At 53.9% G+C, this 20823-nt stretch carries 16 protein-coding genes; 4 read left to right on the forward strand and 12 right to left on the reverse strand.

All coding sequences use genetic code 11. From position 1 onward, the window contains the following. Nucleotides 1-64 precede the first annotated feature (64 nt). From QCD60_RS25320 to QCD60_RS25335, 4 genes are all read left to right on the forward strand, one after another. On the forward strand, nt 65-1471 hold the full coding sequence (locus tag QCD60_RS25320) for a hypothetical protein (protein WP_279789655.1): 1407 nt from the start codon (nt 65-67) through the stop codon (nt 1469-1471). 73 nt (nt 1472-1544) lie between these two features. Next, the gene (locus QCD60_RS25325; RefSeq protein ID WP_279789657.1) at nt 1545-1940 is read left to right on the forward strand and encodes a RidA family protein; all 396 of its coding nucleotides are present in this window, start codon (nt 1545-1547) and stop codon (nt 1938-1940) included. Between the two features lie 405 nt (nt 1941-2345). Further along, nucleotides 2346-3236 carry a DUF2218 domain-containing protein gene (locus QCD60_RS25330; RefSeq protein ID WP_279789660.1) on the forward strand — a complete coding sequence of 297 codons (891 nt, stop codon included), beginning with the start codon at nt 2346-2348 and terminating at the stop codon, nt 3234-3236. Nucleotides 3237-3389: 153 nt separating this feature from the next. Next, nucleotides 3390-3866: a hypothetical protein gene (locus QCD60_RS25335; protein ID WP_279789661.1), complete on the forward strand. Its 477-nt coding sequence runs from the start codon at nt 3390-3392 to the stop codon at nt 3864-3866. Between the two features lie 253 nt (nt 3867-4119). On the opposite strand, the gene hpaI is transcribed toward QCD60_RS25335, so the two are convergent. From hpaI to QCD60_RS25395, 12 genes are all read right to left on the reverse strand, one after another. Then, entirely contained in the window at nt 4120-4920 is an 801-nt protein-coding gene (gene hpaI / locus QCD60_RS25340) for a 4-hydroxy-2-oxoheptanedioate aldolase (protein WP_279789663.1), read from the reverse strand. Between the two features lie 8 nt (nt 4921-4928). Further along, complete coding sequence (gene hpaH / locus QCD60_RS25345) at nt 4929-5732, reverse strand: 2-oxo-hept-4-ene-1,7-dioate hydratase (protein ID WP_279789665.1); 804 nt, start codon at nt 5730-5732, stop codon at nt 4929-4931. Nucleotides 5733-5735: 3 nt separating this feature from the next. After that, complete coding sequence (locus QCD60_RS25350; RefSeq protein WP_279789667.1) at nt 5736-6605, reverse strand: fumarylacetoacetate hydrolase family protein; 870 nt, start codon at nt 6603-6605, stop codon at nt 5736-5738. A 189-nt stretch (nt 6606-6794) separates the two neighbouring features. Further along, on the reverse strand, nt 6795-7850 hold the full coding sequence (locus QCD60_RS25355; protein WP_279789669.1) for an amidohydrolase family protein: 1056 nt from the start codon (nt 7848-7850) through the stop codon (nt 6795-6797). A gap of 158 nt (nt 7851-8008) precedes the next feature. Continuing rightward, the gene (locus tag QCD60_RS25360; RefSeq protein WP_279789672.1) at nt 8009-9295 is read right to left on the reverse strand and encodes an FAD-dependent monooxygenase; all 1287 of its coding nucleotides are present in this window, start codon (nt 9293-9295) and stop codon (nt 8009-8011) included. Nucleotides 9296-9681: 386 nt separating this feature from the next. Further along, on the reverse strand, nt 9682-10935 hold the full coding sequence (locus QCD60_RS25365) for an MFS transporter (protein ID WP_279789674.1): 1254 nt from the start codon (nt 10933-10935) through the stop codon (nt 9682-9684). A gap of 241 nt (nt 10936-11176) precedes the next feature. Next, nucleotides 11177-12181, reverse strand: a complete 1005-nt coding sequence (gene hpaD / locus QCD60_RS25370) for a 3,4-dihydroxyphenylacetate 2,3-dioxygenase (protein ID WP_279789676.1) — start codon at nt 12179-12181, stop codon at nt 11177-11179. Nucleotides 12182-12819: 638 nt separating this feature from the next. Further along, nucleotides 12820-13701: a succinate--CoA ligase subunit alpha gene (gene sucD / locus QCD60_RS25375; protein ID WP_104151588.1), complete on the reverse strand. Its 882-nt coding sequence runs from the start codon at nt 13699-13701 to the stop codon at nt 12820-12822. Beyond that, nucleotides 13701-14867, reverse strand: coding sequence for an ADP-forming succinate--CoA ligase subunit beta (sucC, locus tag QCD60_RS25380; protein WP_104151589.1), 1167 nt, complete (start codon nt 14865-14867; stop codon nt 13701-13703). The genes sucD and sucC overlap by 1 nt, the downstream gene beginning before the upstream one ends. Nucleotides 14868-15059: 192 nt before the next feature. Beyond that, nucleotides 15060-16496 carry a dihydrolipoyl dehydrogenase gene (lpdA, locus tag QCD60_RS25385; protein WP_104151590.1) on the reverse strand — a complete coding sequence of 479 codons (1437 nt, stop codon included), beginning with the start codon at nt 16494-16496 and terminating at the stop codon, nt 15060-15062. 36 nt (nt 16497-16532) lie between these two features. Next, nucleotides 16533-17741 carry a 2-oxoglutarate dehydrogenase complex dihydrolipoyllysine-residue succinyltransferase gene (gene odhB / locus QCD60_RS25390; protein WP_279789679.1) on the reverse strand — a complete coding sequence of 403 codons (1209 nt, stop codon included), beginning with the start codon at nt 17739-17741 and terminating at the stop codon, nt 16533-16535. 59 nt (nt 17742-17800) lie between these two features. Next, nucleotides 17801-20632, reverse strand: coding sequence for a 2-oxoglutarate dehydrogenase E1 component (locus QCD60_RS25395; protein WP_104151592.1), 2832 nt, complete (start codon nt 20630-20632; stop codon nt 17801-17803). Between the last annotated feature and the right edge of the window lie 191 nt (nt 20633-20823).

Below are 20823 nucleotides of genomic sequence, written 5' to 3' on the forward strand. Positions count from 1 at the left end.
CACGCAGCTTCGTATTCGGAAATATAAAAACAACGCCATAGCAGACGAAACGCAGGTGAAAATAATGACAACAATGACCACACGCAGCACTTACGCTCTTACGCTGCTTGCCTGTCTGGTTGCCAGCAGTGCAGCCCAGGCCGCAGACCAGCCACTTAAGGCAGAAATCAGCAATACCCGCAGCACTGATCAGCACGCCACAAACGCTCAGGACAGCCATGAGCAAAGCACAAGCAGTACGCAGCAGGTCGACAGCTTCAGTGACTGGCTGCAGCAGGGGGTGGTCTTTGGTGAACTGAAAGCCATGGCCTTCAACAAGGAGTTCAATGGCATCGTTGCCAATGAGCACACCCGCTCCTTTGGTGGCGAGCTGCAGTACCGCAGTGCGGAATACAAGGGTTTCAGCTTTGGTCTGGGCGAGTACATCGCCAATGATTTCGGCCTCAATGGCGACTCGGTGGAATCTGAACTGCCATCAGAGAACGTCAACGTGCTGGGTAAAGCCTTCCTGCAGTACCGCTACGGCGGCATGACCGTGCGTGCCGGGCGCATGGGTCTCGATACCCCGTTTGCCAGCAGCCTTGAAGGGCGTACATTGATTCCCGCGCTGTATGAAGGGGTAGGCGCCACCTATCAGCTGCAGGGCAATAAGGATCTCACCTTCAGTGGCTATCGCATCTATAAATACAAGCCACTGGATGAAGACAGCTTCGTCAGGGAGGATGCCGGTAGTCCGCGTGTAACCGACACCAAGATGCCGATGGTCAGCAGCAATGGCTTCACCACTCTGGGCGTCAAATATGACAAGCATTTTGGCCCCAGTGCTCAGGCCTGGTATTACGACTTCGATAAACGTGCGCAACTGGCGTACGTCGGTGGCCAGCTCCCCATCAAGGCGCTGCAGTTTGGTCGTGCTACACCCTTTATCGGTATGGATTACATCAAGGAGTGGGATACCAGTGATCAGGTCGATCCCTACAAGAATATCGATGCCGACCTCTACTCGGTGAAGCTGGGCTTCAACTCTCCCAAACATACCGTGCTGGTGGCAGGCACCGTGGTCCCGCGCAAGGATGATGCCTTCCAGAATGGCGGCTATTTCTCCCCGTACAGCTATGCCACTTACAACGACACGCCGATTGCCACCGAACAGCCACTGGCATCGCTGGTCACCATGAACCAGCCCGGTCGTTCGCTGGCTGGCCGGTACATCTATCACGACAACCGCTTCAAGGCTGTGCTGGGGCTGACCCGCTATGACCTGGACTCAGTCGACCAGCCCTATGCGTCTTCCACCCGCAAGGTGAAGGCGGGCTTCATGATTCTCAGCTATGACGTGACCGACCGGCTGAATGTGGAATTTGAAGGCGATTATGTTGATACGCCCTACTTCGTTACCGGCGATTTCCACGCCGAACGCTTCCGCATCAGCTACAAGTTCGGCCCGAAAATGGCCGCTGCTGAATACTGACGTTAACGCGTGAGCCAGGGGCATATTACCGGGGCGTGATCGCTGATCACGCCCTCAACCAGAGGAGTGCAAAGTGACCCGACGCCAAAGCATTTACGTGGATGATTTTCCCCATGCCAATCCGGTCCCGGCGGCCTGTCGCATCGACAATATGGTCTATTCCGGGGTGATCTATGGTCGTGATCCCGCCACACAGGAAGTACCTGCCGATATGGACCAGCAGTGCCAGCTGATGTTCGCTCACGTACGGACCATCATCGAAGCCGCTGGCGGCAGTCTGGATGACATCATCAAAATCAATCTGTCACTGCGTGACAAAGCACACCGGCCACGGGTGAACCCTCACTGGGAAGCCCTGTTTCCAGACCCTGCCACCCGCCCGGCCCGTCAGGGATACGAGATCGCCATGAGCGGCCATATTCAGGTGCAGTGCGACTTTATTGCTGTCTTGCCAGACCAACCCAACTGAGCCACAACCCCCCTCGCCCTCACCAGCATCAACACCGGCAGTACCTGTACTGCCATCACCTTCTCACCCTCTTGACGCCGTGTTTCAGCACAGCGTCTTTTTTGTCCCGACGGCGCTGCACAGCTGCCCTGTTACTGTTTTCTTCCTCCTCTTATACGTCCCCTTCTCTGCTCATTACGCACGTTACCGGGCAAAACAACCTGGCTCTGCTATGCTGCACCACAATAATGGCAGACACCCATGCTGATAGCCTGTGGCGGCATGCTGATGGCTTGCTGTGAAGGAGCGTTGAAGAAATGGGGATGGATACAGGCAAAGATTGTATCCATAAAAAGTCTATGCTAACTTCCGATATATCTTTTTTAAGATATATCTAAAATTATCACAATGAAGAAAACAGCTTTGATGGATAGCGATCAAGATAACGCGCCTGTAACGCCTGACATGGACGATTCTGTTCAGGCTGGCGCCAGCAAGAAAGGAAGTCGGGGAGGACGTAGGGGCAGCCGGCTGTTCGATTACGGTGAACTGCGTCTGCTGCTGCTGGCCATGCTCGCGGAACAGCCCAGCCATGGCTATGAGCTGATCAAGGCCATCAAAGAGCGTTTTGGTGGCTATTACTCACCCAGCCCCGGTGTCATCTACCCTACCCTGACCTGGCTGTATGACCGGGGTTATGCGGTTATCGATACCGAAGACGGCGGCCGCAAGCGCTACAGCATCACCAGCGAAGGCCAAGCGTTCCTGCAGGCCAACAAAGCCGCTACTGACATGCTGATGGCGCGCATAAGCCGCCCCGATGCTGGCAGCCCGCCGGAGCAAATCGTCCGTGCCATGGACCAGCTCAAGCTGGCACTGAGCCTGCGTATGAAGCGGGCGCCGCTGGAAGAAAGCGTGCTGGATAAAATCGCCGCGGTCATTGAAGAGGCCGCAGCTCAGGTTGAGCAGCTGATGAATGCCAGCCCGGTGAGCAACGCCTACGCCCAGCATGTCGCCGAGGTCAGCACAGCTCATGCCGAGCGTTATCTGCGCCGCCTGTGCAATCACTTCCAGCACCGCAGCCCCGTGACCAGTGATGAGCGCTCCGGGCAAATCCGTCTGTCCATCGGTGAGATCCACCTGCTGGCGACAGACAATGTACTGAAGCTCACGTTGCTGGCAGCCAGCGACGATCAGGTGCTCAAGCTACGTGACATTATCGAGAGCCACCTGCGCCTGACCGCCAGCCGCGAAGAGTTGCAGATTGACTGGCAGGTCTGTGCCCCTGCGGAAACTTCCGAATCAGCCCAGATCTGAAAACGCCCTGACGCTGAGCACCATTAACCGTGCTCACCACCTCAGGAGATAAACATGAAGCCAGCAGCCTCCTCTCGGGGTTGCTGGTTATTTCACACTGATGTCCACCCCCTCAGCCGCTTCACGCGACTGATTGCCAGCACACCCCAAAGCATGCCTTTGCTTGCCTGGCCATGTGCTACCGTTGATAAGGTCAACATTATGAACACTCATACGCTTTTTCTTAAAAAGCAGTGCTCCCGCTCTGAGCAGGAAATACTGCGCGTATTCCGAAAAATAAATGCCGTCACTATCCCGCAATTAGAGGTGGCACCATTATTAAAACGCCTGGGCATCCCAAAAGATAAGACAGAGGAATTTACTAATCTGATTGAAGGGATTGTGAGAAATTTACCGTCCATGGAATTGCTCGGCCCTAACTCACCCTGTGTATCACTGGATGAGCTGGAGCTGCTGGCGACACTCAATTACTTTTCACGTCACCCGCATAAGGCCACAGACAGCCGCGCCCTGCCTGTGGGCTCTGCACTGGAGAACTTCCCACTGTTCAAGGCCTGTGGTCAGATGCTACACAATGCTGGCATAGGCTTTCGTGCCCGTCCCAAACCTCAGGTAGAAATAGGCGAATAAACCCTTACCACCTACAAATAAAAAATAAATTAAAAATAGAAAGTCAGAAAATAGAAAACCAGAATATGACACCGCTATTGCCAACCCTCGGCGCAGCATCATTAATCAATTACCAGCCAGACAATAAAAACAAAGCTCAAAGCTAATTAAAAAGACAATGAGCAATCCGCTTCACCCAAACCCAATTACCATCCGCATCTGTGATAAATAACAGCCTTCCCTGGCGCTCGCAGAGTGGTTCAATCCAGCACGTTCAGTACGTTGAGTCTTCGCTCCGGCTTACCTGAAGCTGCTTGAACTCCGCTGCCAGTCGTGCGCTTTCCTTCACCAGTAAACCCACGTCACTGCCCACCGCTACGAAGGTGGCCCCCAGCTGCAGATAACCTTTAGCTAATGCTGGATCAGCAGTCAGTATCCCCGCCGCCTTACCATGGGTCTGGATCTGCCGTAATGCCGCCTCCACCGCCGCCTGCACCTCAGGGGCGCCGGGCTGGCCAAGAAACCCCATATCCGCCGCCAGATCTGCCGGGCCAACGAACACACCGTCCACCCCGTCTGTCGCAGCAATCTCATCAAGCGCTGCCAGACCAGCGCGGCTTTCAATCTGGAGAAGCAGGCATATTTCATCATTGGCCGTCTGCAAATAGTCAGGAATACGATTGAAGGCTGATGCCCGCGCCAGTGCTGCACCTACACCCCGAATGCCGTGCGGCGGATAACGCACAGCACGCACCAGCTCACGAGCCTGAACGGCAGATTCAACCATAGGGATCAGCAAGGTCTGCGCACCGATATCGAGAATCTGCTTGAGCAGCCAGCTCTCACCCATGGGCGCTCTGACCACCGCCTGTGTGGCTGCCCCCTGCATGGCCTGTAACTGTGCGGCCAGCAACGGGATGTCGTTGGGAGCATGTTCACCGTCCAGCAGCAACCAGTCAAAGCCGGCACCGGCAAAGATTTCGGCGGTATAGGGACTGGTCAGGGCGAGCCACAAACCAATTTGCGCACGCTGTTCACGCAGCGCCTGTTTGAATGTATTTCGGGGGGCAGGCATGAACAACCTCACTCAAAGAAACAACTGACCGACCCGTAAGGGCCATAGTCTGCAACGATGGTATCGCCGTGACGTGCTTCCACCGGTCGGATAAAGGAGCCTGCCAGCACAATCTGTCCGGCCTCAAGACCTTCGCCATATTGCGCCAGTCGGTTCGCTAGCCAGGCAATACCGCGCGCAGGATGATTCAGTACACCGGCGCCGAGCCCCGTCTCTTCCACGATGGCATTGCGGGAAACGATGGCCCCCATCCAGCGCAGATCCAGCTCATCAACACGCATGGCCCGACCACCCAGCACAACGCCGGCGTTGGCGGCATTGTCAGAGACAGTATCAACGATGGTACGGGCCTTACCCGTCTCGGGGTCGCTGCGCAGGATGCGGGTATCGAGTATTTCCAGAGCAGGCGTGACATAGTCGGTCGCACGCAGCACGTCGATCACACTGATATGTGGCCCGCGCAACGGCTGCTTCATGATGAAAGCAATCTCGGCCTCAATCCGCGGCTGGATAAAACGCTGTGCTGATATAGTTGCGCCGTCGTCAAACAACATGTCGTCAAACAGCACTCCGGAGTCAGGTGTATCGATATTCAAGGCGTACTGCATGGCTTTGGATGTCAGGCCGATTTTCCAGCCGATGATTTGCCGTCCGGCAGCCAGCTTCTGCTGCACCCAGGCATTCTGCACAGCGTAGGCATCATCCAGCGTCATTTGTGGGTGTTGGAGTGACAGCAGGCCAGTCTGTATCCGGCTCTGTTCTGCCTGATCAAGGCGAGCAACGGCGGCAGCAATGTCATCACGACTGAGCATAGTTCACCCCTCATCCGCAACGATGTTGCGCAGCAGACCGATCCCCTCAGCTTCTACTTCGACTACGTCACCGGGCTTAAGCCAGCGTGGCAGATCAAAGCGCGCGCCCGCGCCTGTGGGCGTACCGGTCACGATGATGTCGCCCGGTATCAGAGTCGTGAAAGTCGAGATATAACTGATGATCTGGCGGAACGGGAACAGCATGCGACTGGTGCGATCCCGCTGCCGGACTTCGCCGTTGACACGGGTTTCCAGCTGGATATCTGCCAGCTGCACTTCATCCACAAAGGGCACCAGCCAGGGGCCCATGGAGCCAGAGTGATCAAAGTTCTTACCCTGAGTGACGTTGAATTTGGCATGCCGCACCCAGTCGCGCAGCGTGCCCTCATTACACAGTGTCAGCGCGGCGATATGGGATAGCGCATCTGTCTCTGCAATACGTCGACCGGTTTTGCCGATAACGATGGCGATCTCGCCTTCATAATCCAGCTGCTCACTCTCTGCCGGTCGTTGCAGCGGTTGCTGATGCCCGGTGAAAGAGCGCGGAAAGCGGATAAACAGGGAAGGATTGGCAGGCGCATCCTGACCATCCTTGTATTCTTCATTGCGGCTGGGGTAATTCACCCCTACGCAGATAATCTTTTCCGGTGCCGGAATCGGGATCTCCAGCGTCACAGCGGTCAATGGCAGATCCGCAGTCAGTGTTGCCGCCTCTTCTGCCAGCAAGGGCAAAGCCCCTGCGGCAATCACTTCACGTAAGGAGGGCCATTGCTGGCCATGGCGCTGGCTCAGGTTGACGATGCCCTGCTCCGTCACCACTCCGTAGCCCTGCCCTGTTGCAGTGGAAAAGGTCACAAATCGGCTTTGCTTCATATCGGCCTCCAAATTTCCGGCTCCTGTGTCTGCTCAGGCAGATGCCTGCCAGATGGCGGGCTGACTGAATCGATGGATAAGGGCTTACACCCGATGACAGGTGGCAGGCATCAGCCCTGCACACGCGGTTGCAGAGAGGTCAGCCAGGACAGCAGGCGCTCTGCCCACTGTCTGGCTGCTGGATAACAATCAGTCCAGATTGAACATGCGAGTGGCATTGCCACCGAGGATGTTGGCCTTGTCTTCGTCACTGATATTCAGCGACTCAATGGTCTCGATACCGGTGAAGAACCAGTCCTTGCGGATAGGATAAGAACTGCCGTAAAGGATGTTGGTGCTGCCCACCACTTTGACGGCGGCTTCCAGTTGGGCCTTACCCCACTGCGGCGCACCTGAAGTGTCAAAGAAGATATTGTTATGCAGATGGTCACGCAGATTGCCAGTGGTGGCCTGGAAGCGATCAACCGTATCGTTGAACTTGTGCTGTGGCGGAACCAGCATGTCGGCAAACGCATAGAAGGCACCACCCAGCATGGAGTGGATAAACTTGAGGTTGGGCAGTTCATCGAACATGCCACTGAACAGCTCACGGCCTACTGCGGTCGCCTGATCAATACAGCGGCCGAACTGACGGCGCTGATTGGTGTAAGGCAGCACCGAGTTGTAGTCCACTGGCAGCGGTGTATGGTGCACCACTACAGGCACCTTCAGGTCATTGAGGAACTTCAGGTACGGGCGGAAAAGCGGGTCATCCAGGTAGACCTGACCATAGTGAGCGACAATCTGCGCCCCACGAAAGCCAAGTTCGTTCAGGCAACGGTCGACCTCACGCAGGCATTCATCAGTGCCGTAAGGGGGCACGACCGCCAGCGCAGACATATGGCCATCACTGCGTTTGACGTAGTCAGCCATGCGCGAGTTGACTTCCTTGCAGGTCTCCAGATCCAGCCACTCCTGCCACACAGGCAAACGGAAGATGGCATGATCCACACCGGCTTTTTCCATATCAGCCAGCTGGCTTTCCAGCGTGTACTGGCCTTCAGCGTAGTTCAGGTTAATGTAGCCCTTGGGCTGCTCAACGATCAGCTGATGCAGGTCTTTACCTTCGATCTTTTCTACCCGGGTGTGTACGCCGTATTGACGGGGCACGCAATTCAGGAAGGAATTCAGCAGTTTTTTATCGGAGAACAATTCACCGGGTAACCAGTGCATATTGGCATCAATGATTTTTTTGGTGTTAGCCATAATTAACTTCCCTTTTGTATAAACATTTCTTGCATTAAAAACGGAATACGTCAGCTATTTTTATCCGGCGATATTCGCTGACTATCATTTATGGACCAACTGCGAATAGCAGCTAGCCTTCCCCGAATTGAATATTTTTCTCTTAGTGAAAGACTGCACTACTGATTAACAGCAAAGACCGATTTGTATTTACCTGGTTGACTGGAATCCTTTCCTGTAGGAATTTTCATACCGGCTTTGGCGTGGTATTCACTGAAAATGGCAAGTGCCTCTTCATGGGGGAAAATGTCTTCAATATCGTCGAAAGGCCTGCCACCGCTGCGTTCTTCCACAATGCGACGGACCACTTCCGGGCCTTCTCCGCGAGACGCCAGCACCAGCCAGTTGACCTTTTCACGGCGGTCATTCTCGTACTGCTTGAGTGCTTCGACCGGATCGGCGATGGTGGCCAGCCGTTCTGCAATCGTGCGGGCGTCTACAAAAGCCTGGCAGACGCTGTTGCCTCCACGCGGATACATGGCGTGTGCCGCATCACCCAACAAAGTCACCCGACCAAAAGACCACTGCGGCAAAGGATCGTGATCAATCAACGGGAACAGGTAGCATTCGCGGGCATTGCGAATCATCTCGCCGATGTCCAGAAAGCCCAGCTGGCAATCATCAAACACATGTTCTATCTCTTTGACGCCGACTTCCTGGTTCCAGTCTTCTTCGCTCTGCGGCTTTTCGCCCTGCTCAATCACCCAATTCACCAGCTGATTACCCTGTCCATCGACATTGTCCTGAATGGGATAAACGATGAGGGTGCCCTGGCGAATCGGATCACCGATATGCAGAATGGTGCCGCCTTCCCTGACCGGAGGCATCACCGTCACACCGCGGTACAGTGTGATACCCGAGAAGTGTGAGCGGCTTGATTCAGGCAACAGCTTGCTGCGCACCACTGAGCGAATGCCATCCACGCCAATCACGATGTCAGCCCGAATCGTCGCGGGTGCAGCCGGGTTAGCACTGTTATCAAAATGAACCGTCACACCATCGGCATCTTGTTCAAAGCCCGTGCAACGTGTGCCCAGAGTAATTGCCTCAGCACCGAGACGCTCCTGCACTGCCTTGTACAGCATCATCTGCAGATGCCCACGGTGCACAAAACGCTGGTCATATTCATAGCCCATATGACGACCGCATTTTTCACCGAAAATTTCCTGACCATAGCCGGTGTAAAACACAGACTCCTTCGCCTCCACCGAGATGGCGCGGAAGGCGTCGTACAGACCCATTTCGGTTAGTTCCTTCACGGCGTAGGGCTTGATATCCACGCCGACCCCCAGCGGCTTCAGCTCAGAGACGGTTTCAAACAGGCGTGGCCGGAATCCCTGCTGATGCAGCTGCAGGGCAGTAGCGAGACCGGCAGGGCCGGCACCGATAATTGCGATATTCAACATACTTTTCTTCCTCCAGCTCAGGTGTCGCACTATCAATCACGACATCCCCTTTTATTTGGCTTTCTTATTTACGGATCAGCCTTCGATATTTTTTATTTCCGCATATTCAATTGGCGACAATCCAAAATCCGGAAACGTTATTCGACTTCTTTACTTGAATTCTTATTCATAGCATCCAGAACGACTTATCGCTCTATTCGCAAATTACTGTGTACTTCATAGAGAATCATCATTTTCAGGGTGCAAATTGCCCTACCCATTAGCTTGGGCAATTAGCACCGTTTTGACTCTTATTGCTGCCATTGAGCATGGCTAATACCAATGGCTTTTATTGATCGCCTTTCAGTCTTAAAAACATCGGGCAGCCTTTAAATATCGAGCTGGGCTCACCCATTGGAACGTGATGCCAGACTATCACCAGCAAACGGCTGCTCAGGGTTATCAGCGGCCACCGCAGGCTTGGCCTGATGACTGCGCAGCCAGATCGGCAGTGCAGACATACAGAGCACCAGGGCCAGCACGATAATCAGCGTCAGTTCAGACATGGAGCCCATGGCCTGCGCCTTGAAGAACATGGGAGGGCCAAGAAATACGCCCACCAGCGTGATTTGTGTCACCAGCCCGCTGGTTGCACCCGTGCTCTCGCGAGACGGTGCAACGACCGGCAACATCGCCCACATGCCTACCAGCAGACCACTGGCGAGCATAAAGATCCACGAGGCCGCAATGGAAGCGGAAAAGCCAATCGGCATGGCATACAGGGCCAGTGCGGCGAGTCCCATCAGTACAGTACCCGTGATTCCGATAGCCACAGCACGCACACCACGGTTGAGCATGAAGCCCACCAGCAGACAACCGACGGTATTACAGATCATGGCGAAGACATTCAGATGGGAAACCGCCATCTGACTGACGTCATAACGGTCCGACAGATAGTGCGCCAGGGACGCAATCACACCGGTTTGCAGAAAGGCGTCCGCACCAAACGACAGTCCCAGCAGATAAGGCAGCGGCGAGCGCAACACCGACGCCAGACCTCGGGTACGGGAAATCGTGGTCTTATCCTGTTCTGTGCGTTTAGGCAGGCTGATAAAGGCCAGCAGTAACAGGATGACCGTCACCAGGGTGTGTCCGGTAAACGCCGCACGCCAGCTACCAAAGTGCGCCGATAACCCCGCCGACAGGAACGGCAGGATAAAACTGGCGGGCACAAAGGTAGACCATAGCGCCATTGCCATCGTTCGCTGCTTACCGCTGGTGATACGCATCAGCAAGGTGACGGCAGCGACTGCGGTCATGACATAACCTATCCCTGTAAAGGCCCGGGCTATCAGTAGCACCTCAAACGACGGTGCTGACATAACGAACAGATCTCCCACAATGATGACCAGTGCACCGGTGAACAGCACTCGGCGATCACCGAAGCGATCGACAAAAAAGCCTGCCAGCAGTGCCCCCAGCGCAACCATCAGTGATGGTAAAGACATGACCCAGCCAATCTTCGACGGGTCGTCAGGATGAAACTCTTTGGCAATATTTCCCAGCTCGGTCACCGCCTCACTGACTGTCATGGCAGCCATGACACCAAGCCCGTAGGTGACCGCGATGCGGAAATTTATGTTTTTGATCAACGTAGACATGATGCGTGCGTCTCCCCATGTGATGGTTTCGAGGTTGTTATTGTTATTTTGTGAACCCTGCCCAACAGCGTTGTTGTTGTGGCGTTGGGCGGAGCTACGGGACTGCATTAACACGCCAAGAGCACTCTGCCGACTCACCGTCATGCGGCCAGACCATGCTGGGACATTTGACAGCCACTACACAGATCAGCGGAATGTTCTCTTACATCAAGCGACCCGACGCCTGTCGGGCAGCCTTACCTCAACCCGCTTCAATCTGCAGCAAGCGCTCCAGCGTAGGCGGATCGACTTTCAGGGTCGGCTCGACGGGCTCGACACCACTGAACTGTGTCGCCTCAGCAAACCATTTATTCTGGGCAGGCATGCCCCACTGATCAGCACGCTTGGGGTTGGACAGATCCCATGCCAGTGCAGGCTCAAGATCAATGTTCTGATAATGAGTGTTGAACAGCTCAATGCGATGACCGTCAGGATCGCGGAAATACACGAACAGCGCCCCACTGATGCCGTGTCGTCCCGGACCGCGCTCAAGACGTGGGCCGTAGCCCAGCGCACCGGCCACATCACAGGCGCGGATCATGTCGTTGGTATCGGGCAGCGTGTAGGCAAAATGGTGCAGGCGTGGGCCGAAGCCGTTGGTGAAAACGATGTCGTGGGGGTTACCCTTGCGCTGCAGCCACACACCCCAGAGGTTGTCACCACCGTCATCACGTTTGGAGAAGGTGTATTCACTGAGGCGGAACCCCAAGGGCTGATAGAACTCAAAAGAGCGGCGTACATCGTTGGACTGAATCTGGTAGTGATCCAGACGCTGTGCGGCCGCACCGCGATAGAGGTTGTACTCCTTCATCAGGCGCGGACGGAACTCCATGGACGCACAGAACTCTAGAGGCATACCCACGCTGTCACTGACATGCAGCGTTGGCCCCTGGAAAGGTACGTCCACCAGGCTGGAGGCGATGCCCTGTGCTTCGAAATAGGCCTGCATGGCGTAAATGTCATCAGCACTTTGCACACGCAGCCCAATACGTGAGCAGGTGGCTTCGCTGCTTTTACGCAATACCAGACTATGGTGGCAGTTTTCTTCCATGCCCCGGAGGTAAACAGCGCTGGTGTCCTCATCACTGATGGCCAGTCCAACCAGCTCAGTATAGAAGTGCTTGCTGGCCTCCAGATCACGAACGTTGAGCACGACATGACTGGCACGTGTAATGTTGAAGGGAGGGTGTAGGACAAAGTCATTCATGTTTATTTTCATTATTTTTGTACCTTTCCTGAAGTTTGGAAGTCCCGCTTCGCTGGCGTCTGCAAACTGAACATCAACAAAGGGAACAGCGTGTTGATCACTGCCAGAGGTATGTGCTGAAGTATCTCAACCCATTTAACGATATATCTTGTTTTACGATATATCTCAAAGAAACTACCAACCATTAGACTAACGTCTGATCGAATCGATTCAGCACCGAAATAAATGAGAAGTATTTGTGATAAGGCGAGGCAGGCTTAGACAAGGTGCGCTTTGCGCGATGACTTGTGAGAATCAGATGAGAGCACTGCGATCAGTGTTGACTACGAGCACGGCTCACGAAAGGCATTGGGAAGGTTGAAAGGGGTACAGGTATCTAGCAACGGAGGGATAGTATCCGGAAAGCGCTCAGGGTCAGGCAATCTAACTAACCAGCAAACGCCTTTGTGAAGCGGAAGACGTTCCAACCCTGTCACGACACAGACAGGTTGATGGGCCATTCACAACGGGAAATGAACGAGTGCTGTACTCTTGCATGAGCCCAGACAAAAGCACCCTCTCAGAAAACAAAAATGCCAGTCAGCAATGCTGACTGGCATCTGAGCACAGGGCTCGCTGTTCTTACTGGTGGAGAAGGATTACTTCATTGCCCAGCCAGTCAGTTCAGCCAGCGCCTTGCCGATGTCGGCCAGGGAGCGAACAGTTTTAACACCAGCGTCTTCCAGAGCAGCAAACTTCTCGTCAGCAGTACCTTTGCCGCCAGAGATGATTGCACCAGCGTGACCCATACGCTTACCAGCAGGAGCGGTAACACCAGCGATATAGGAAACAACAGGCTTGGTAACGTTGGCTTTGATGAACGCAGCCGCTTCTTCTTCAGCAGTACCACCGATTTCACCGATCATCACGATCGCTTCGGTCTGTGGGTCTTCCTGGAACAGTTTCAGGATGTCGATGAAGTTAGAACCGGGGATGGGGTCACCACCGATACCTACGCAGGTAGACTGACCGAAACCAGCGTCAGTAGTCTGCTTGACTGCTTCATAAGTCAGAGTGCCGGAGCGAGATACGATACCGACTTTACCTGGCAGGTGGATATGACCAGGCATGATACCAATTTTGCACTCTCCGGGAGTGATAACGCCTGGGCAGTTGGGGCCGATCAGGCGCACACCCAGTTCGTCACACTTCACTTTAACGTCCAGCATATCCAGAGTAGGAATACCTTCGGTGATACAAACGATCAGTTTGATACCAGCGTTAGCAGCTTCCAGGATGGAGTCTTTGCAGAAAGGAGCAGGAACGTAGATAACTGAAGCTTCAGCGCCAGTGGCTTCCACTGCTTCCTTGACAGTGTTGAACACTGGCAGGCCCAGGTGAGTCTGACCACCTTTACCGGGAGTAACACCACCCACCATCTGAGTACCGTAGGCCAGAGCCTGCTCAGAGTGGAAAGTACCCTGACTACCAGTGAAACCCTGGCAGATCACTTTGGTGTCTTTATTGATCAAAACGCTCATTATTTACCCTCCGCTGCTTTAACTACTTGCTGAGCAGCATCGGTCAGGCTGGTAGCAGCGATGATGTTCATACCACTTTCGGCCAGTTTCTGTGCACCCAGTTCTGCATTGTTACCTTCCAGGCGAACAACGACAGGGATCTTCACGCCAACTTCTTTAACAGCGGCCATAATACCGTCAGCGATCAGGTCGCAACGTACAATACCACCGAAGATGTTGACCAGAACGGCTTTAACATTTTCGTCAGACAGGATGATCTTGAACGCTTCGGTTACACGCTCTTTAGTCGCGCCACCACCTACGTCCAGGAAGTTGGCTGGGAAGCCACCGTGCAGTTTGACGATGTCCATGGTACCCATGGCCAGGCCAGCACCGTTAACCATACAGCCAATGTTGCCGTCCAGAGCAACATAGTTCAGCTGCCATTCAGCAGCGTGAGCTTCACGAGCATCTTCCTGTGAAGGATCGTGGAAAGCCTGCAGTTTGGGCTGACGGTATACAGCGTTGCTGTCGATGTTGATCTTGCCGTCCAGGCAGTGCAGGTTGCCTTGCTCGGTGATAACCAGAGGGTTGATCTCCAGCAGAGCAAAGTCATAGTCCTGGAACATTTTGGCCAGACCCATGAATACTTTGGTGAACTGCTTGATCTGGTCGCCTTCGAGGCCCAGTTGGAAAGCCAGTTCACGCGCCTGATAAGGCTGAGCGCCTACCAGAGGATCGATGGTTGCTTTCAGAATCTTTTCGGGAGTTTCTTCAGCAACTTTCTCGATTTCCACACCACCTTCAGTGGAAGCCATGAAGACGATGCGACGAGTAGAACGGTCTACCACCGCGCCCAGATACAGTTCTCTGGCGATATCGGTGCAGTTTTCTACCAGAATCTTGGAAACAGGCTGACCTTTTTCGTCTGTTTGGTAAGTAACCAAACGCTGGCCCAACCATTTGGCAGCGAACTCCTGAGCTTCAGCAGGAGACTTGATCAGTTTCACACCACCGGCCTTACCGCGGCCACCAGCGTGCACCTGTGCTTTCACTACCCACATATCTCCGCCAATTTTCTGGCAGGCTTCTGCAGCCGCTTCCGGTGTATCCACGGCGAAACCCTTGGATACCGGCAGGCCGTATTCGGCAAACAATTGTTTTGCCTGGTACTCGTGAAGATTCATGCTTGCTACCGTTTAAGTGTGTACTGTCCTAGATACAGCAGATCTGATGTCTGCTACCTGGCTTGTCCCAGCAAGAGGATGGCTCACAAGGCAATTGCCCTGCTCTGCCATTCCTCTTTCTGGTGATCGGCTGATGTTGCCACCAGCCGAAAACGGGATCTGATCCCGAACTGGCATATGCCAGCTCCTGTATTACTTACGCTTGCGGTTGGCGATGTGAATCGCGTGACCGTCAACAGCCAGCGCTGCTTCATGAACTGCTTCACTCACGGTTGGGTGAGCGAAGACAGTCAGAGCGATGTCTTCCGCGCTTGAACCGAACTCCATGGCAACCACAGCCTGAGCAATCAGGTCAGCGGCGTGACCGCCGATGATGTGGCAACCCAGAATGCGGTCGGTTTCTTCGTCAGCGATCAGTTTGACGAAACCATCGGTATCATTCGCAGCCATCGCACGACCAGAGGCAGCGAAGGGGAATTTACCGACTTTGAACTTAACGCCTTCAGCTTTCAGCTGCTGCTCGTTCTTACCAACCCACGCCAGCTCAGGGTGAGTGTAGATAACAGAGGGGATCAGGTCATAGTTCATCTGGGCTTTATGGCCAGCGATGATGTCTGCAACCATGATGCCCTCTTCGGACGCTTTGTGAGCCAGCATCGGGCCGCGAACGATATCACCGATGGCGAATACGCCAGGCACGCTGGTAGCACACTGATCATCAACCTTGATGAAGCCGCGCTCATCCAGCACCACACCAGCATCACCTGCCAGCAGGCCTTCGGTGTAAGGACGACGGCCAACAGCGACAATCAGTTTGTCCACTACAACAGACTGCTCACCATTAGCGTCGGTGTACTTGACGGTTACTTCGCTGCCGTTCACTTCGCTGCCAGTCACACGGGCACCCAGACGTACGTCCAGCCCCTGCTTCTTGAACAGCTTCATGGCTTCTTTGCTCATGTCGACATCGCACAGAGACAGGAAGTCATTCATAGCTTCCAGTACGATGACTTCAGAGCCCAGACGGCGCCATACAGAACCCAGCTCCAGACCGATAACACCAGCACCAATCACGCCCAGACGCTTAGGTACTTCCTGGAAATCCAGTGCGCCAACGTTGTCGACGATGGTGTCGCCGTTCATGGGCGCAGGAGGAATGTTCACAGGGACCGAACCAGAAGCCAGGATAACGCTACCAGCTTCAACTACGGTCACTTTACCGTCTTTGTCAGTCACTTCGACTTTCTTGCCAGACAGCAGCTTACCGGTACCCTGGATGGAGGTCACACCGTTGGCCTTGAACAGGCCAGCGATACCGCCTGTCAGATTGTCAACGATCTGGTTCTTGCGCTTAACCATCGCAGGAACGTCCATTTTCACTTCGCCCACGGAAATACCGTGAACATCAAAGCCGTGACTGGCTTCCTCAAACTTGTGAGTAGAATCCAGCAGCGCTTTGGAAGGAATACAGCCAACGTTCAGGCAGGTACCACCCAGTTTGGGCTTACCACTGGCGTCGATCCACTTTTCCACACATGCGGTCTTCAGACCCAACTGGGCAGCACGAATGGCAGCAACATATCCACCAGGGCCAGCACCAATGACAACTACGTCAAATTTCTCTGACATCATTTCATTCCTGTATTAGTCAATGTGTGTAACGGATCAGATGTCCAGCAGCAGACGAGCGGGATCTTCCAGCAGGTCTTTGATGGTCACCAGGAACTGTACTGCTTCTTTACCATCGATCAGACGGTGATCGTAAGACAGTGCCAGATACATCATCGGCAGAATAACGACCTGACCATTAACGGCCATTGGGCGTTCCTGGATCTTGTGCATACCCAGGATAGCGGTCTGTGGCGGGTTCAGGATGGGAGTAGACATCAATGAACCGAACACACCACCGTTGGTGATAGTGAAGGTGCCGCCCTGCATGTCTTCCATGCCCAGCTTGCCTTCACGGCCGCGCTTGGCGAAGTCATTGATGGTACGTTCAACATCAGCCAGGCCCATGTCATCAGTATCACGCAGTACAGGTACGACCAGGCCACGCTCAGTCGATACGGCAACGCCGATGTCCTGATAACCGTGGTACACGATGTCATTGCCATCCAGAGAGGCGTTAACCGCAGGGAAACGCTTCAGCGCTTCAGTTGCCGCTTTGACGAAGAAGGACATGAAGCCCAGACGCACGCCATTGTGGGTTTTCTCGAACAGGTCTTTGTATCGGCTACGCAGCTCCATGACCGGCTTCATGTTGACTTCGTTATAGGTAGTCAACATGGCGGCGCTCTGCTGTGCTTCCACCAGACGCTTGGCGATGGTGGCACGCAGGCGGGTCATCGGTACACGTTTCTCAACGCGAGGACCGGCGGCGACTTCAACAACAGCGGCAGGTACAGCAGCGGCAGCAGGTGCAGCTGGCTTGTTCTTCAGATGGTTCAGTACATCTTCCTTGGTGATGCGACCACCCTTGCCAGTGCCCTTGATATCAGCAGCTTTCAGGTTGTTCTCATCCAGCAGCTTACGTACTGCAGGACCGAAACCTGATTCGTCACTGACTTCTTCAGCGGCAGCAGCAGGTGCAGATGCCTCAGCAGGAGTAGCTGCAGCAGGTGCGGCAGACGCAGCGGCGCCTTCTTCGAAAATCGCAATCACTTCAGCGCTGAGGACAGTGTCGCCCTCGCCTTTGAAGATTTCCTTGATTACGCCATCAGCAGGCGCAACCACTTCAAGAACCACTTTGTCGGTCTCGATATCGACAATCAGTTCATCGCGGGCTACCGCCTGACCTGGTTGTTTGTGCCAAGTAGCGACGGTGCCGTCAGCTACGGATTCTGGAAACGTAGGTGCCTTGATTTCAATAGTCATGGCTATTCCTTTCTGCTCTTTTTATACAAGCTTAAGTCTAATTGACAGGCTTAAGCCTGTTACCCATAGATGGCGTCGTTAACTACTTTCTCTTGCTCTTCCAAGTGCACGGAAGTGTAGCCTACTGCTGGTGAAGCAGAGTGCTGACGACCTACACCCACCAACTCGATGTTGGGGAAACACTTGCGAATAGCATTGCGCATATGATGCTGCGAACAGTACCAGGCGCCCTGGTTCATTGGCTCTTCCTGACACCAGACGACAGACTGAAGATTTGGATACTGACGCAGTACCTCTTCCAGATCGTCTTCGGGGAACGGATAGAGCTGCTCGATACGAACGATCGCCACATCCGGGCAATTATCCGCATCGCGCTTGTTCAGCAGATCGTAGTACACCTTGCCGGAGCACATAACCAGTCGTTTGACTTCGGCTTTGTTCTGCTCAACGACTTCAGGAATAACGGTCTGGAAGGAGCCGGTAGCCAACTCTTCCAGGCTGGAGATTGCCTGTTTATGACGCAGCAGACTCTTCGGTGTCATAACTACCAGCGGCTTACGCAGGGGACGAATCACCTGACGACGCAGCATATGGTAGACCTGAGCAGGAGTAGTCGGTACGCATACCTGAATGTTGTGCTCAGCACACATCTGCAGATAACGTTCCAGGCGAGCTGATGAGTGCTCAGGACCCTGACCTTCATAACCGTGTGGCAGCAACATGGTCAGACCACACAGACGGCCCCACTTGGTTTCACCACTGGTGATGAACTGGTCGATAACTACCTGCGCGCCGTTAGCGAAGTCACCAAATTGTGCTTCCCAGATAACAAGGGCATTGGGAGTTGTCGTTGAGTAACCGTACTCAAACGCCAGCACAGCTTCCTCAGAGAGCAGGGAATCGCGAATGACGCACTCAGGCTGACCTTCGTACAGGTTCTGCAGCGAGTTGAAGGCAGTGCCATCTTTCTGGTTGTGCAGTACCGCATGACGGTGTGAGAACGTACCACGGCCCACATCCTGTCCGGTCAGACGAATCGGATGGCCTTGTTTGATCAGCGTAGCGTAGGCAAGCAGTTCTGCATGGCCCCAGTTCAGAGGCATTGCACCACGGCTCATCAGCTTACGGTCTTCAATGATCTTGCCGACCTGACGCTGAACAACGAAGCCTTCGGGCAGATCACAAACCTTCTCACCTAATTCGTGCAGCAGGTTAATGTCTACAGTGGTATCGCACTTGGCTGTCCACTTGTGGCCCAGGTAAGGTTTCCAGTCCACGAACAGTGCCGTGTTGGGTTCCAGTACCAAAGATTTGACAACGTGCTGACCGTTATCCAGTGCATCACGATATTCATCTTCAATCTGCTTGGACTCTTCGGCAGAGACCACAGACTCGTTGATCAGACGCTGAGCGTAGATTTCACGCGTAGTTGGATGCTTACGAATTTTTTCATACATCAACGGCTGGGTCGCGCTTGGTTCATCCGCTTCGTTGTGACCACGACGACGGTAGCAAACCAGATCGATAACCACGTCACGATGGAATTCGTTACGGTAGTCAATTGCAACCTGGGTAACGAAAGCCACAGCTTCCGGATCATCACCGTTAACGTGGAAGATTGGCGCATGGACCATCTTGGCAACGTCGGTGCAATACTCGGTAGAGCGTGAGTCTTCGCGGTTACTGGTAGTAAAACCTACCTGGTTATTGATGATGATATGTACGGTACCGCCGGTCTTGTAGGCACGAGTCTGAGACATCTGGAATGTCTCCATAACCACGCCCTGACCAGCGAATGCGGCATCACCATGAATGTTGATAGGCAGAACCTGCTCACCATCCACGTCACCACGACGATCCTGGCGAGCACGCACAGAACCTTCAACCACCGGAGAAACAATCTCAAGGTGAGAAGGGTTGAACGCCATGGCCAGGTGAACTTCGCCACCGGTAGTCATTACGTTTGAAGAGAAGCCCTGGTGGTATTTCACATCACCGGAACCCTCCACAGAACGCTTGCCATCAAACTCATGGAACAGATCGGAGGGGTTCTTACCCAGGATGTTAACCAGGCAGTTGAGGCGGCCACGGTGAGCCATGCCGATCACAACTTCTTTGACACCCAGTTTACCGGCGCGCTGAATCAGCTCGTCCATCATAGGAATCAGAGCTTCGCCACCTTCCAGACCGAAACGCTTGGCACCGGCATAGCGCGAGCCAAGATATTTTTCCAGGCCTTCAGCTGCACTCAGACGCTCAAGAATATGCTTACGGAAAGCAGCGTCATAGACAGGATGGCAACGCACCGACTCCAGACGCTGTTGCAGCCAGAGTTTTTCCTGAGTATCAACAATGTGCATGTACTCAGCACCTACAGTCGTACAGTAGGTCTGCTTGAGGTCTGCAATGATGTCTTTTAGTGGCGCTTCGGCCTTGCCGAAGAACAAGGAGCCAATCTGGAAAGTGGTATCCAGATCCGCTTCTGAGAGTTCGTGATAGCGCAGATCAAGATCAGGCACAGGCTCACGTTGTTTCAGGCCCAACGGGTCAAGAACAGCAGCCTGATGACCACGTACACGATAAGCTTCGATCAGCTTAAGTACGCGAACCTGCTTGCGCTCGTGCTCTGTGCTGACCGAGCTGGTCGCCACAGGAATGCTGCGCTTTTTATTCTTAGAAAGCAGTAGGAAGTGATCACGGATAGCGGAATGAGGAATATCTTGAATTACTTGTTCAGTGGCTCTTGGAAGACGGTCAAACTCTTGACGCCACTGATCGGGTACTGAATTTGGATCACGAAGGTAGTCTTCGTACATTTGCTCAACGTAGGCAACATTTCCCCCTGAGAGGTGAGATGTACGCCACATGAGCTCCATTATGCTTTCATGCATTCTTGATCACCCTGTCTGCGGGGATTCAACTGCTAGCCCGGTCAGTGTGCGATAACCGAGTTAGCAATAATGGGCTTTCCCCGTTCCCCTTGCTTTTGGTGGTTAGCAGTCGTTCTAGATTTTATTGAAAAGCGTCTAACTGGCGGTCTGTCAAATGTGAGTCTTTTCTCTAGCCGAACCCTATCTGCCGT

The sequence above is a fragment of the Pokkaliibacter sp. MBI-7 genome (assembly GCF_029846635.1).
GTDB lineage: Bacteria > Pseudomonadota > Gammaproteobacteria > Pseudomonadales > Balneatricaceae > Pokkaliibacter.

Excerpts from the sequence above, each read along its gene's own strand:
- QCD60_RS25330 (WP_279789660.1), top strand. The coding sequence starts at position 2,346 with ATGGATAGCGATCAAGATAACGCGCCTGTAACGCCTGACATGGACGAT.
- QCD60_RS25360 (WP_279789672.1), bottom strand. The coding sequence starts at position 9,295 with ATGTTGAATATCGCAATTATCGGTGCCGGCCCTGCCGGTCTCGCTACT.
- QCD60_RS25365 (WP_279789674.1), bottom strand. The coding sequence starts at position 10,935 with ATGTCTACGTTGATCAAAAACATAAATTTCCGCATCGCGGTCACCTAC.
- QCD60_RS25355 (WP_279789669.1), bottom strand. The coding sequence starts at position 7,850 with ATGGCTAACACCAAAAAAATCATTGATGCCAATATGCACTGGTTACCC.
- lpdA (WP_104151590.1), bottom strand. The coding sequence starts at position 16,496 with ATGTCAGAGAAATTTGACGTAGTTGTCATTGGTGCTGGCCCTGGTGGA.
- hpaD (WP_279789676.1), bottom strand. The coding sequence starts at position 12,181 with ATGAATGACTTTGTCCTACACCCTCCCTTCAACATTACACGTGCCAGT.
- sucC (WP_104151589.1), bottom strand. The coding sequence starts at position 14,867 with ATGAATCTTCACGAGTACCAGGCAAAACAATTGTTTGCCGAATACGGC.
- QCD60_RS25320 (WP_279789655.1), top strand. The coding sequence starts at position 65 with ATGACAACAATGACCACACGCAGCACTTACGCTCTTACGCTGCTTGCC.
- QCD60_RS25350 (WP_279789667.1), bottom strand. The coding sequence starts at position 6,605 with ATGAAGCAAAGCCGATTTGTGACCTTTTCCACTGCAACAGGGCAGGGC.
- hpaI (WP_279789663.1), bottom strand. The coding sequence starts at position 4,920 with ATGCCTGCCCCCCGAAATACATTCAAACAGGCGCTGCGTGAACAGCGT.
- sucD (WP_104151588.1), bottom strand. The coding sequence starts at position 13,701 with ATGAGCGTTTTGATCAATAAAGACACCAAAGTGATCTGCCAGGGTTTC.
- QCD60_RS25395 (WP_104151592.1), bottom strand. The coding sequence starts at position 20,632 with ATGCATGAAAGCATAATGGAGCTCATGTGGCGTACATCTCACCTCTCA.
- QCD60_RS25335 (WP_279789661.1), top strand. The coding sequence starts at position 3,390 with ATGCCTTTGCTTGCCTGGCCATGTGCTACCGTTGATAAGGTCAACATT.
- hpaH (WP_279789665.1), bottom strand. The coding sequence starts at position 5,732 with ATGCTCAGTCGTGATGACATTGCTGCCGCCGTTGCTCGCCTTGATCAG.
- odhB (WP_279789679.1), bottom strand. The coding sequence starts at position 17,741 with ATGACTATTGAAATCAAGGCACCTACGTTTCCAGAATCCGTAGCTGAC.